Below are 12,813 nucleotides of genomic sequence, written 5' to 3' on the forward strand. Positions count from 1 at the left end.
CGCAGCCGCCTACGCTGCACGGGACAATCACGAGATGCGAGCCGGGCCCGGACCGGTATCGACGTCGGGGCGAGGGGGAGAACACCATGAGCGGTCGGACGATCACGCGTGCGGATCTGTGCGAGGCGGTCTATCAGCGGGTTGGCCTGTCGCGAACCGAATCCGCGGCGCTGGTGGAGACCGTTCTCAGCGAGATCGCCGATTGCGTTGCCCGCGGCGAGACGGTGAAACTCTCCTCCTTCGGTTCCTTCGTCGTGCGCCAGAAGGGCGAGCGCATCGGGCGCAACCCGAAGACCGGCGAGGAGGTGCCGATCGCGCCGCGCCGGGTCATGGTGTTCAAGCCGTCCAACATCCTCAAGCAGCAGATCAACGGCCTCTCCGAAGCCGAGGACGAGTAACGCATAAGGCTTTTTCGCGATGATGCGCATGATGCATCGGAGCGTGCTATCCTGACGGCGAATCCGGCCCGTGCGGCGTATCAGCCGGCGGGTCCAGCGTAACCGAGCACCGGAGGGATGCCGTGTGGCATCCGGCCCAGACCCGGTGCCAGCCGCGGGAGTAGCCGGCCGTGGAGAAGGGACCCGACGCCTTTCGCACGATCAGCGAGGTCGCGGACGACCTCGACCTGCCGCAGCATGTGCTCCGCTTCTGGGAGACGCGCTTCCCGCAGATTCGCCCGCTGAAACGCGGCGGCGGCCGGCGCTATTACCGGCCGGACGATATCGAGCTCCTGCGCGGCATCCGCCATCTTCTCTACAGCGAGGGCTATACGATCCGCGGGGTGCAGCGCATTCTGAAGGAGCAGGGGCTGCGCCAGGTGCAGATCATCGGTCAGGGCGGGGAAATCGAGGCCGAGGCGGCAAGCCCTCCGCCGGTTCCCTCGGCCCCGAGCGGCGCGCCTTCCATCCGCGAGGTCATGGCGGGCACCGAGGCGCCGAAAAGCGGCGGGCTGGGCGGCTTGCTGAACCTGTTGCCCTCGCGCCGGGCGCGGCACAGCGAGGCGCACGCCACTGTGCGCGAGGACGAGCCGGACATCGCCGCCTTGCAAATGAGGGAGACGCGGCAGGAGCCGGTGCTTTCGCGCGATGCCGATCGGCCGGCGCCGCCGTCGGTGCTGGTGCGGCAGGAGGCGGAGCCTTCGCCCGGCCACGCCGCTCGACTCGCGCGACATGCTGCCGGTCGGATGACGCCGGAACACGCCGAATGGCCGGTCGAGCCGGCCAGCGGGACACTGGTTGGGCAGGCGCCGCAACCCGTCCCGCAACCCGTCCCGACAGCGGCTTCACCTTCAACCGCGGCGCCGGCCAACGCGCAACCTGCGCCGGCACCCGCTGCGTTGAGGGACGGTGTCGGGACGGGATCCGTCCATGCGTCGGCGGGTGCGGAACGCCCCGGCCTGACCCATGAGGACCTGCGCCGGCTGAAAGCGACGCTCAACGAGCTGCACGAATGCCGGCACATGCTGGAAAACGCGCTGATGCCCCGGAACTGACACCGGGGCGTTGCCACGCTCGAACGTCGTGAGACCCGCGCATCTGCCTGCCCGCGGGCGAGGCGGGCAGGGCGTCTGCGCCGATCCTGCCGTTCAGTCGACCACGGCCAGCTTGACCTTGGCCACGCCTTTGCTGCGGAAGCCGAGAGCGTCGGCTGCGGCGGTCGACACGTCGATCACACGCCCGCGCACGAAGGGGCCGCGATCATTGATGCGGACCACGACAGACTTGCCGTTGCTGGTATTGGTCACCCGCACATGGGTTCCGAAGGGCAGCGAACGGTGGGCCGCGGTCATCGCGGCGGCGCTGTGGCGCTCCCCATTCGCGGTCTTGCCGCGATAGCCGTAATAGGAGGCCATGCCGCTGCCGGTCTTCAGTGCCGGCTCCTGCGCGAAGGCCGGTGCGGTGCACAGGCAGCCCAGGGCAACAAACACGGCACGCTGCGCAAAAACGGTGGGCACGAGACGACGTGCAGCGATCTTCACGGACGGCCCGAGGGCACGACCGTTCGGCGTGGTCACTATCTGCAATGTACGGTTCCCTTGCCGTGATCCAACCCCTGTTTCGCGGCAGTGGAAGAGGACCGGACCTGAGTTCAGGACGGTCATAGGTCAGCGGGCTGGCTGACCAATACCTCTTCATATGATTGACATCCCCGCCGCTGTCCTAGCCCAAGATGAGGCTGGGATCAACTTCAGGAATTTCGTCTTACTTGACAGGCCAAATGAGGAGAGATTGACAACGAATCTGATGCCAAGATCGGGTCGTCTTTCTGCCTTATTTTCTATAGCCTCTTGGACGATGAAATGCCTTCGCGACATTCCATCTTCCGGCCGGCGGATCTGCGCGAAACGGTGGATTACGCGGCGTTTTCGAGGCGCTGCCTCGGGGCGCTCCCCATAGGTGAGGGGTTTCGGGCCGACCAACCCGTCCGGTCACGAATTCGCCGCCGTCTGGCAGGAGGCGCCCGACATTTTCGGCGCCGCCGGAATTGCCCCATGCGCGAGGCCGAGACGTTGCTTTCGGAGAAAGGATCGGATTGCAGGCGCCGCGATCGGCGGAGCGTTCGGCGCGTGGATGGCCATGCGCTGTGCCACCGACCGATCGACGGCTTCCGCACCGCGCTGCTCGCACGGGGCATCTCCTTGGGCCTGGAAACGCAGGCGGCGGGGGTCGGCAGGCCGCGGGATATCACGGCGTCCAGCGGCTCACGACATCGGCGAGGTCCGGGCGGGGCCGGTCCGGTGTCGTCTGGGTCGGGCGACCGATATGGAGGAAGCCGGCCACCTTCTCCTGCGGCCCGACACCGAGCAGCGCCGCCGCCTCCGGGTCGCGGCCCGGCCATTTCAGCAGCCACTGGCTGACGAACCCCAGCGCAGACGCCGCGATCGTGAGCGCCATGCCGACCGCACCGGCGGAGAGCGCCTGGTTCCACTCCGGCACCTTTGCCGTCCGGTCCGGCCGGCTCACCAGCACCACCGTCAGCGGCGCGCGCATCAGGTAGAGCTGCCACATGTCGCTCTTGCCGGCCGCCATCTCCGGGTTCTGCCGCGCATAAAGCGCATCCAGCCGCGCGCCGAGCTCGGCCCGCGCCTCGCCTTCGAGGATGATGAGCCGCCACGGCGCCAGCCGGCCGTGGTCCGGCGTGCGGATGGCGAGGCGCAGCAGCAGATCCAGCTCTTGCGCCGAAGGCCCTGGCCCGCCAAGGCTGCGCAGTGGCGGCGAACGCCGGGTGGCGAGGCGCTCGATCATGACCGGGCAGGGGACGAGGCTCTCCGGTGCCGGTGCCGCCGTCGCTTCCACCGGCTTGCCGGTGCCGTGATGGCGGGTGGTGTGGTCGTTCATGGTCGGGCGGCCGCTGCTGTGTGATTTCGGTCGGCATCCTAGCCCGGCCGGCGGAGCGCGGCCATGGCAGGCGGTCCGCGGATCGCCGGGTCTCTCCAACGTATAACTTTTCTTATTTGGAGAAGTTGGCACTCTGGGCTGGGCCTTCCGTAGGGAATCGTCCGTGTTCCGGGTCAGACCTGCTCGAGCCGATGCTTTCGCAGTCGCCCGCATGATCTTGGTAGCGCCTCCATGCGTATCCTCATCACCAACAACACGCTCGCCTACCATGCCGGTAGCGAACTCTATGTGTTCGATATCGCGACGCACCTGCAGCGGCGTGGCCACAAGGTGGTTGCGTACAGTTCGCTGCTCGGGCCGCTGGCGCAGGAACTGAGGGCGCATGGAGTGCCCGTCATCGGCGATCTCGAGGCTCTCACCGAGTCGCCGGACGTCATCCATGGCCACCATCACCTCGATGTCGCGGCTGCGGCGCTGCGGTTCCCCTCCGCGCCGATCGTTCATGCCTGCCACGGCTGGCTGCCCTGGCAGGAGGCGCCGCTGAGCCTGCCCTCCATCCGGCGCTATGTCGCCGTCAGCACCCTGACGCGGGAATATCTCGTCACCTCCGGGATTGCGCCAGAGCGCGTCGTCATCATTCCCAATGCGGTCGACCTCACCCGCTTCCGTCATCGCCGCCCCGACGGCGCGCTGCTGAAGAGCGCGCTGGCCTATGGGAACACGTGGGCCCCGGACGCCCCGGCACTGAAAGTGCTGCGCACGGCCTGCGAAAGCCGCGGCATCGCCTTCCATGCGATCGGAGCAGGCATGGGCAACAGCACCGATCGCGCGCCGGAGGTGCTGCCCGGCTACGACATCGTCTTCGCCCTGGGCCGTTCCGCGCTGGAAGCGCTGGCCTGCGGCTGCGCGGTGATCGTCGCCGACCCGCGCGGCATGGATGGCGCGGTTACCACCGAAAGCCTGCCGCGCCAGCATGCCGGCAATCTCGGCCTCGCGATCATCGCCGGCAGGCCGGTGACGATGGAGGCGGCGGGGGCGGCGCTGGATTCGCTCGAGGTCGGCGAGGTCGCGCGCACGGCGGCCCTGGTGCGCGCCGAAGCCGGCATGGAGACGCTGGTGGATCGCTGGGAAGAGCAATATCGCCTCGCCGTCGCGGACGGGCCGGCTGCGCTCGACGATATGGTGGCCGGCACGTCCCGCTTTCTCGTGGGGCTGAAGAAGACGGTCGGCCATTTCGAAACGAACTGGCATCAGGTGGTCGCGCAACTGGACGAGACGCGAGACCGCCTGCACCAGCTCGATGCGGCGCTCGGCGAGGCGCGAGCTGAGATTGGCGCGAGGGAAGCGGAAAGCGCCCGCGCCACCGAGGCGCTGGAACAGCAACGGCAGGAAACCCGGGCCGCACGGGAGGCGTTCGCCGCGATGCAGGGCACGCTCGACGCCCGCATCGCGGATCTCACCCGTCGGCTGGATCAGGCGAACGCACGCCGCAACACCTTCTTCCGCCGTCTGCGGCGCCGCCTGATGCGGCCGATCTACGCGCTGCGGGACCGGGTGAGGGCGTAGCAGGCGAGAGGCGGGGCTCTATGTGCGCAGCGCATTCTTGCTGATGCGACCATCCTTCATGACCACGGCGAGGTTCCGCCCGGGATCCTCCAGCAGGCGGATATCCTCGAGCGGATTGCCGTCGACCACCAGCAGGTCGGCAAGGGCGCCCTTTTCGACCACGCCCAGCTTTCCCTGATAGGGCGCCCGGGCGCCGGAGAGCGCGAGCAGTTCCGCATTCTGCGAGGTGGCCATGCGCAACGCTTCCGCGTTCGAATACCAGTTGGCGAGGTGCGTCAGCATGAGGCTCTGGCGGTCTGTCAGCGCGGGCGAGAACAGCACGTCGGAACCCCAGGCGGTGCGGATTCCGTACCGTTTCACGAAGCCGTAAAGCTGCGGGGTGCCGGCGAAAAGCTGCTGCGCGCGTTCCGCGCCCGATCCGGTCTGCGAGCCGGTGTCGGCCATGGTGAGAAACGGCTGGGTGCTCAGCCAGACCTTCTTTTCCGCCATCAGCCGCGCTGTCTCTTCGTCGATCAGGTGGGCGTGCTCGATGCAGGTGACGCCAGCGGCGATCGATCGCCGGACGCTTTGCGCCGTATAGGCATGAACGGTGACATAGGTGTTCCAGTCGCTGGCGATCTCGACCGCGGCGCGCAGGTCTGCCTCGCCGAAGGTCATCACGTCGAGCGGGGCTCGCGGCGAGGAGACCCCGCCGCTGCCCACCAGCTTGATCTGGGAGGCGCCCTGCGCGAGCTGTTCGCGCACCCGCTGCTTCAGATCCCCGATACTGTCGGCGATCGCCGCGGCGCCCATTCGTTCGCTGAGGCTGAGCTGGCCGGCATCGCGCGGAATTTCGAAGGGCATGCGCAGGTCGCCGTGGCCGCTCGTGGTCGTGATCATCGCGCCAGAAGGAAAAATGCGGGGCCCCTCGATGATGCCGATGTCGATGGCCTGTCTGAATGAGAATGTCGGCCCGCCCACGTCGCGCACGGTGGTGAAGCCGCGCAGAAGGGTGCGACCGGCCTCGGCCGTCGAGGTGGCGAAGATGATGCCCGGATCGCCGCTCATCAGCACGTTGAGCGGCACCGCCGCGTAGATGGCGTGCCAGTGGGCGTCGATGAGCCCGGGCATGAGCACCCGCCCGCCGCAGTCGATGACGCTGGCATCCGTCGGCGGATCGCTGTTCGTGGTGTCGACCACGGTGATGCGGTTGCCTTCGACCAGCACCTGGGCGGCGGCGGTCAGCGTGTCCGCCTTTCCATCGAAGACGCGCACCTGGCGGAACAGTGTCTTCGGCACCGCGGACTGCGCTCCCGCCGGGCTCGCGATTATGCCCGCAATCGCCGCGGCACCGGCTCCGGCGAGGAAACGGCGCCGTGAGAAGTCTTCCAGCTTGAAAGCGATGCCTTCGGGGACGGGTATGCAGCAGGCGCATCCCGGCGGGCGGGCAAGATGTTGGTATTTCCGGCCCAGTCGCATCATGGAATCACTCCCGGCTTCGACGTCGGAACCACCGTGCCCGCAAGCTTAGGACGAAGAGGAGCAGGCGGGCACCCCTGACGCGGGACAGGCGCCGGAACTTCGCCGCTCTGACTTCACGGTTGCGCGAAGCCCGGCGTAGGTGCCCCAAAAGCAAAAGCGCGCCGCCAATGTCTGGCGCCGCGCTTGCCAATATCTTGATTTCCTTCAGGAAAATGGTCGGAGCGAGAGGATTTGAACCTCCGACCCCCAGTCCCCCAGACTTAGCTTCGTTGTGTCCTGCTGATTTCTCGTGTTTTATAAAATGTCGGTATTTCAATTGACTATGGAATTTTTCTGATGCGACACGCTATATTCCATAACCAATAAATCCCCCTGATTTCCGCTTTCGGTGGCGACTCGGTGGCGACTCGAAGTTAGGCTATCTGTCGGAGGTTTCGTTTATGCCAACGATCAAGCTAAACCGAAAGAACGTGGCGGGGCTCCTGCCGGCAGCGCGCGTTGTCACCTACTTCGACACCGACGTTCCGGGACTGGGGCTGCGGATCATGCCGACCGGAACACGGAGCTGGGTGCTGGAATATCGTCCGGGGGCAGGTGGCAGGGGTGTCGCCAAGCGGCGCATCAAGATTGGTGGCACCGAAATGTCGCCAGAGGATGCCAAGGCTGCGGCACTGGACATGCTGGCGGCCATCCGGCAGGGGGGCGATCCTGCGGCTGAGAGGCGGGCAGAGCGGGCGGCCGAAACAGTGGGCGAGCTGTGCGATGCTTATCTCGCGAGGCACGTTGAGCCGAAGCGCAAAGGCCGGACGGCGGCCTACTACAAGCAACTGATCGAAAGCCACATAAGGCCGGCACTTGGAGCGAAGCGGGCAGTTACGGTCAGTCGTGAAGACGTTGACCGGTTTCACCGGCGTGTCGCATCGCCTTCGAAAGAGGGGCGGGGAGGGCGAACCGCGGCGAACCGGGCCCTAACATTACTAAGTGGCATTTATAACTGGGCTGGTGAAATGAATTTGGTGCCAGAGGGGTGCAATCCCTGTGGGCGGGTCGAAAAATTCAAGGAGCAGGCCAAGGAACGCTACCTGACAGCAGAAGAACTCACCCGCCTCGGCGCCGCACTCCGCGAGGCCGAGACCATCGGCCTGCCGCACGCCCCGTCAGATTCAAAGCACGCGCCGAAAGTAAAAAACCGGACGACCCTCAGTCCTCACGCGACCGGTGCCATTCGATTGCTTCTCCTTACCGGCTGCCGGCTCCGCGAAATCCTGAATCTCAGATGGGTTGATTTCGACGATGGCCGCGGCGTGCTGTTCCTGCCCGACTCGAAGACAGGAAAGAAGACAGTAGTACTCTCCAGCGCCGCGCAGGATGTTCTGAAAGGGCTGCCTCGCGTCGGGGCTTATGTCATTGCATCGACGGACCCCGATCGCCCTCGCTCCGACCTCAAGAAGCCCTGGGCGGCCATCTCGGCACGGGCCGGGTTGACCGGGGTGAGGCTGCACGATCTCCGTCATACATTTGCGAGCGTCGGCGCCGCGGCGGGGATGTCGCTTCCCGTGATCGGCGGACTTCTGGGCCACGCGGATGCCGCGACCACGCAAAGATACGCCCACCTGCATGTCGATCCCGTCCGCGCCGCTGCCGACGCGATTGCCAGCCGGATCGCGGAGGCCATCGACAAAGTTGGGGAATGATACCCTGCGTTTCGTTGGCGTTTTTCGACTTTCCTCGCTATCTCGTTAGCTGCGCCATGAGCGCGGCGCCACGCGAAGGGTGCTTCAAATGCTTAAGGTCAAGGATGCCGCTGCCCGGCTCGGGCTCTCCGTTTCAACGTTGAATAAACTCCGGATGAATCCGGGCGGGCCGGCCTTCTATAAGTTGGGCAGCGCCGTGTTTTACGATCCCACAGACCTGGATGCCTGGATCGCGTCCCGGCGGCGCACGAGTACCTGGGACGCCGCGAACGACGCCGATCGTGCCGTGCGGAGTGTGGCGTGATGGTGAACTGGAACCGCGAGTACGCCGCGTACCGCTGGTCGGAAATGGCGCCGGCCGAGCAGGCCAGGATATTCCGGGACGGAGCCCTGAAGCATGTTCGCAACCGCCACGCACGTTTGCGGCAGATAGGCCTGCATGTCGGGGACGATGATGAACCGCGACCCTACCACGTCGAAGCAATCGACCGCCTCGTCGATCTGGCGCTGGTTCAACGCCGAGACGATGACGAGGCGTGCGAGGCGGTGCAGCGGATGCTCTGCGCAGTCGATGGTGAGTGCCGGGGCATCATCCCGGACGAATTTCTGTACCTGCGTGCTGGCGGCCCTCGCGTCCGGGCAAGGATGCTGAAGGAAGGGTTCATCGCCGGCCGATCGGTTGGTGCCCTATACGTCAACGCCGTAAGCAAAGTGGTGTTGCGCGAGTATTTTAAGGAGGCCGGACACAGCCTGCTGATGGACGACGATGAACTCGCAACCATGGCGGACCTGCGCAAAGCCGGGCCGACCGTTCGGCTTTACCGCGGATCGGGGCAGCAGGCCGAGGTGAACAGCGCCCGCCGGCGGGGAATGTCGTGGACCCGCAACCGGGCGACGGCAGAGCGGTTCGCCAACGGTAAGGCATGGGGAGGACGGTGGGCCGCGGTCCTTGAATGTGACTACCCGGTCAAACACATTCTGGCCTTGTGGGAGACGTCCGGCTACGAGCCGGAAGTTGTGATCGACCCCACTAGGGCGCGCGACATCGTCGCTGAGCTACGGGCGTACGTTGAGCCGGCGAAGCGCTCGGCCCCATCTGTCGATCAAACAGCTTACGCATAGCCCATCCCGGCAGCGTCGCGGCAGCTATGGTTGGGGCGAAGGAGCAGTATGTTGCCGACGTGGACGCCGCGATGATGAACCTCCGTCGCGTCTGGCAATCCGCCGATGCGGACTGGCAAGCGGAATATCTGACAGCGAACAACGTCGGCGCGTTGGGCGACTTGCTCAACTGAGCCACACCCACAGCCCCCGACCCTTTTTGGTCGGGCATTACCCCGTCGGGGACTTCAACCATGAGAATCATTGCGATCCGCCCGGCACCGCCGGGTGGCAACGTCGTCGCGTTCGTCGACGTGGAGATCGACGAACGACTCCGCCTGTTCAATCTACGTCTCCACCGAAATCAGGGCGGCGAATTCCGGATATTCGCCCATGGGACGGCCGGGCGGCACTCTGTCGGTTTCGCTCCCGATCTTGCCGTCGAAATCACTCGCGCCGCCGTCGCGGCCTACCGGAGCCAGAGCCCCAATGTCCGCAACGCAGCCTGAAACCACCCATCCTAACCCGATCCGCGAGCACGTCGGGATGCTGCACCGTCTCGCACGCGATGTGGACGGTGTGCTCGTCGTTTCCGTATTTAACGCCGCGCTCGATCGCGATGGTGGCGTCATCACCCATCACCCCGTTGGCGACGTCGACGGCATGGTTGCCGCCATCGAGGCACACAGTGGCACCAGGGGAGCGAACGTTTACTGCGGACTGCAGGTTATGCGTCGGTCCCTCGCCCGGGGCCAGCGTGGCGGCGCTGCTGATGTTGTCGCCGTATTGGGACTCGTCGCGGACATGGACGCGGACACGGGTCGGGCGAGCGGGGGCTATCCGCTTCCGCCAAACATCACCCTGGAAACGTCGCCGGGCAATCGCCAACCAATGTGGCTGTTCGACCGCCCCGTCACGCCGGACGTCGCCCGGGCGATAGCTCGCGGCCTCAAGGCGGTCACAGGGTCTGATCACGGCACTGTCGATCTTGCACACGTCTGGCGCGTGCCCGGCACCTTGAACTGGCCGGGCAACGCCAAGATCGCCCGAGGGCGCAACCCGGAACCTGTGGCGGTGACAGCTATCGAGCCATGGGACGGCACGCTCACTGATCCGGCGGCGTTGGCCGTCGCCGTGTCCGCTCATACTCCAAGCCCCGACGCCGCGCCTGTCGCGCTTGGCGATCTGCCCGACGTCGACGGTGTCGAGGTGACGCCGGAGGTGGCCCGCCTGCTGGCTGCAGACGATGTCGGGGACCGCTCCGCCCATGCGGCGCGCGTCGTGGAACGGCTCGCATTCGATGGGCACCCCGCCAACGTCGCCGCTGCGCTGTTCCTGACGGCGGAAGGTGATTGGCTGAACCGATACAGCACCGAGGACCGCGCGCGAGAAGATTTTGCCCGAATGTGGTCTCGGTTCGGGCAGCCCCATATCCAGTCGCGGGAGGCGGGCCAGGCGATGGCGGATAAACTGCGTTCCAAGGCCGCCAATGATAACACCCCACAACCCGACAAGGCGCAGCCGAGTGCGCCCATGCTAATCCCATCAGGCGATTTCGTGCGGGGATTCCAGCCCCCGGACTATCTGCTGGATGGCATCATGCAATCCGGATTTTTGTATAGCCTCACCGGTCAGACGGGCGCCGGGAAGACTGCGGTTGCCCTGCTGCTCTCTGCATGCGTCGCGCAGGGTTCGCCATTCGCTGGCCGCGAGACGAAACAGGGCCGGGTCTTCTATTTCGCCGGGGAGAATCCCGACGACGTCGCCATGCGGTGGATTGGCCTCACGCATGCACTGGGTTTGAACGCTGAAGATATCGACGTTCATTTCGTGAGGGGCGTATTCAGTATCGAGACCTTCCTCGACCACATCGATCGGGAGGCTGCACGCCTTGGCGGCGTCGGGCTCATCGTTGTCGACACAACCGCCGCCTATTTCGCCGGTGACGACGAAAATTCAAACACGCAGATCGGGCGGTACGCCCGTTTGCTGCGTGACCTTGCGCTGCTGCCACCGCGCCCGACAGTGCTGGCGGCATCGCATCCGGTGAAGAACGCCACGCCCGACAGTTTGCTGCCCCGTGGGGGCGGCGCTTTCCTCAATGAGCTCGACGGTAACCTCACCCTTGCCAAGCGAGGCGAAGCATCCTCCCTGCACTGGCTGGGCAAGCATCGCGGTCCGGATTTCTCGCCCATGCTTTTCGACATGCGGCAGGTCACGGCGCCCGGACTGGTGGACAGCAGGGGGCGAGAGATCCCGACCGTCCTGGCCGTGCCCGTCGGCGAGGCCGAGGTAGCGGAACGCGCTGATGCCGGCAACCGGGATGATGACGAAATCCTCTTGGCGATCCGAGCGAATGGTGCCCGGTCCCTGACGGAACTGGCCGCTGATCTCGGCTGGTGCCTGGAAGATGGTAAGCCCGACAAGCAGCGAGCAGCGAATGCTACCGATCGGCTGAAGCGTCAAGATCTGATCCACTACGCTGCACGGGTGTGGAAGCTCACCCGGAAGGGAACAGATGTTGCCGGGCCGATCGCCGAGCGCGTCCACCAACGCAAAACCGGCGATCGCCTCGCCGGAACTATCGTCGCCAACCACAGGAGGAGGCCGTGGCCGGGATCTCGTAGCGGTCCGGACCGTGGCGCGGCGTAGGCCATGCTACGGGATCATAAATAACCATTTGAACACAATGGCTTACAGTCGTAGCATCGAATATTCGTAGATGTAGAAGCCCATATAGCAGCGGAGAGGGGGGATTTTATCCCCTCTCCCGCCAAGGGTGGAATTCGTAGTCGTAGCGTAGTGTCTTTTTACTAGGGGGCGCGCCAACGCTACGGAGTAAAGATTGTATATCTATATCAATGACTTAACCCCGCAGCACAGCTTGTGGCCGTAGCGCTTCCGCATCACGCATCTGCCGGGCCGCCGCGCCGCCCCACGCCGCCACACACCCCCCCCCCTGGGGAAGGTACTGTCCCCGCCTCGACAGGGAGCGGGGAAGCGCCACCGCGGGGCTTCCGTCTATGCAAAGTTGCCTAGGGGGGTTCCGCGCCTGCTACAATAATACCTCTTTCGGGCGGTTTAGGGCGAAAATCGGGGTTTTTGGATAGGTCCGATCTGAGATCGAAAATTCTGGGGTGGCGAGACGGTGGCCCGGATCACGCCGCCCTGCGGCGCCCCGGCTTCCGGGGCCGATAGTAGGCCTGCATAAGGATCGGATCACGCTCGGCGGCGCGGCACAGCATGGCGATGCGCGCGGGGACGGCGGCGCCGGCCCGATACGCTTCCCACCGGCTGACGGCCATCTGGAAGAAATCGGCGGCCTCCCGGTTCGAGAGGTTCATGGACTTCTGCCACGCATCGAGGTCGGCGCTGGTGAACGGGCGCTGCGCCAACGCCAGCGTGTGCAGGTGGACAGCGTCTATCGCGAGGTCATCATCGTCGCCCCATTCGAGCGACGCGCCGTAATCGCCGACGCGGACCTGCGCGAAGGTCGCCGTCCGGGACAGCGGATCGAGCACCGGGGAGCCCGTGGCGACCCAGCCGGCGAGGTCCACCATATCGGCCGCGCCGTCCGCCCACTGGACGCGGAGAGTGGTGGCGCCGGTCACCTCGACACTGGCGATGCGGGGAAGTTCGGTTGCCATGTCTCT

11 protein-coding genes and 1 pseudogene are annotated in these 12,813 nt (G+C 65.7%); 8 read left to right on the forward strand and 4 right to left on the reverse strand.

The annotated features are described in order from the left end of the window. Positions 1 to 86: 86 nt before the first annotated feature. Both MWN34_RS12510 and MWN34_RS12515 read left to right on the forward strand, forming a co-directional pair. Entirely contained in the window at positions 87 to 398 is a 312-nt protein-coding gene (locus MWN34_RS12510) for an integration host factor subunit alpha (RefSeq protein ID WP_247029627.1), read from the forward strand. A gap of 170 nt (positions 399 to 568) precedes the next feature. Beyond that, positions 569 to 823, forward strand: a pseudogene (locus MWN34_RS12515) (MerR family transcriptional regulator); the annotation flags it as partial. Between the two features lie 762 nt (positions 824 to 1,585). On the opposite strand, the gene MWN34_RS12520 reads toward MWN34_RS12515, so the two are convergent. Both MWN34_RS12520 and MWN34_RS12525 read right to left on the reverse strand, forming a co-directional pair. Continuing rightward, positions 1,586 to 1,915 (reverse strand): septal ring lytic transglycosylase RlpA family protein, encoded by a 330-nt coding sequence (locus MWN34_RS12520; RefSeq protein WP_247029734.1) that lies wholly within the window; start codon positions 1,913 to 1,915, stop codon positions 1,586 to 1,588. Positions 1,916 to 2,684: 769 nt separating this feature from the next. Continuing rightward, complete coding sequence (locus tag MWN34_RS12525; RefSeq protein ID WP_247029628.1) at positions 2,685 to 3,338, reverse strand: nitroreductase family protein; 654 nt, start codon at positions 3,336 to 3,338, stop codon at positions 2,685 to 2,687. Positions 3,339 to 3,569: 231 nt separating this feature from the next. Between MWN34_RS12525 and MWN34_RS12530 the strand changes: the two genes are divergently transcribed. Then, entirely contained in the window at positions 3,570 to 4,904 is a 1,335-nt protein-coding gene (locus MWN34_RS12530) for a glycosyltransferase (protein ID WP_247029629.1), read from the forward strand. An 18-nt stretch (positions 4,905 to 4,922) separates the two neighbouring features. Here MWN34_RS12530 and MWN34_RS12535 read toward each other — a convergent pair whose 3' ends face one another. After that, a complete protein-coding gene (locus tag MWN34_RS12535) occupies positions 4,923 to 6,365 on the reverse strand; it encodes a metal-dependent hydrolase family protein (RefSeq protein WP_247029630.1) in 1,443 nt (480 codons plus the stop codon). A gap of 440 nt (positions 6,366 to 6,805) precedes the next feature. Between MWN34_RS12535 and MWN34_RS12540 the strand changes: the two genes are divergently transcribed. The 5 genes from MWN34_RS12540 (at position 6,806) to MWN34_RS12560 (ending at position 11,812) form a co-directional block, all read left to right on the forward strand. Then, a complete protein-coding gene (locus MWN34_RS12540) occupies positions 6,806 to 8,059 on the forward strand; it encodes a site-specific integrase (protein ID WP_247029631.1) in 1,254 nt (417 codons plus the stop codon). 88 nt (positions 8,060 to 8,147) lie between these two features. Continuing rightward, positions 8,148 to 8,363, forward strand: coding sequence for a helix-turn-helix transcriptional regulator (locus MWN34_RS12545; RefSeq protein WP_247029632.1), 216 nt, complete (start codon positions 8,148 to 8,150; stop codon positions 8,361 to 8,363). Then, complete coding sequence (locus tag MWN34_RS12550; RefSeq protein ID WP_247029633.1) at positions 8,363 to 9,181, forward strand: hypothetical protein; 819 nt, start codon at positions 8,363 to 8,365, stop codon at positions 9,179 to 9,181. Before MWN34_RS12545 ends, MWN34_RS12550 begins: the two co-directional genes overlap by 1 nt. Positions 9,182 to 9,414: 233 nt before the next feature. Then, positions 9,415 to 9,669, forward strand: coding sequence for a hypothetical protein (locus tag MWN34_RS12555; RefSeq protein WP_247029634.1), 255 nt, complete (start codon positions 9,415 to 9,417; stop codon positions 9,667 to 9,669). Continuing rightward, complete coding sequence (locus tag MWN34_RS12560) at positions 9,650 to 11,812, forward strand: AAA family ATPase (RefSeq protein ID WP_247029635.1); 2,163 nt, start codon at positions 9,650 to 9,652, stop codon at positions 11,810 to 11,812. Before MWN34_RS12555 ends, MWN34_RS12560 begins: the two co-directional genes overlap by 20 nt. Positions 11,813 to 12,318: 506 nt before the next feature. On the opposite strand, the gene MWN34_RS12565 is transcribed toward MWN34_RS12560, so the two are convergent. Next, entirely contained in the window at positions 12,319 to 12,807 is a 489-nt protein-coding gene (locus MWN34_RS12565) for a DUF2442 domain-containing protein (protein ID WP_247029636.1), read from the reverse strand. Between the last annotated feature and the right edge of the window lie 6 nt (positions 12,808 to 12,813).

It is taken from the genome of Ancylobacter crimeensis, assembly GCF_023016805.1.
In the GTDB taxonomy this organism is placed as follows: domain Bacteria; phylum Pseudomonadota; class Alphaproteobacteria; order Rhizobiales; family Xanthobacteraceae; genus Ancylobacter; species Ancylobacter crimeensis.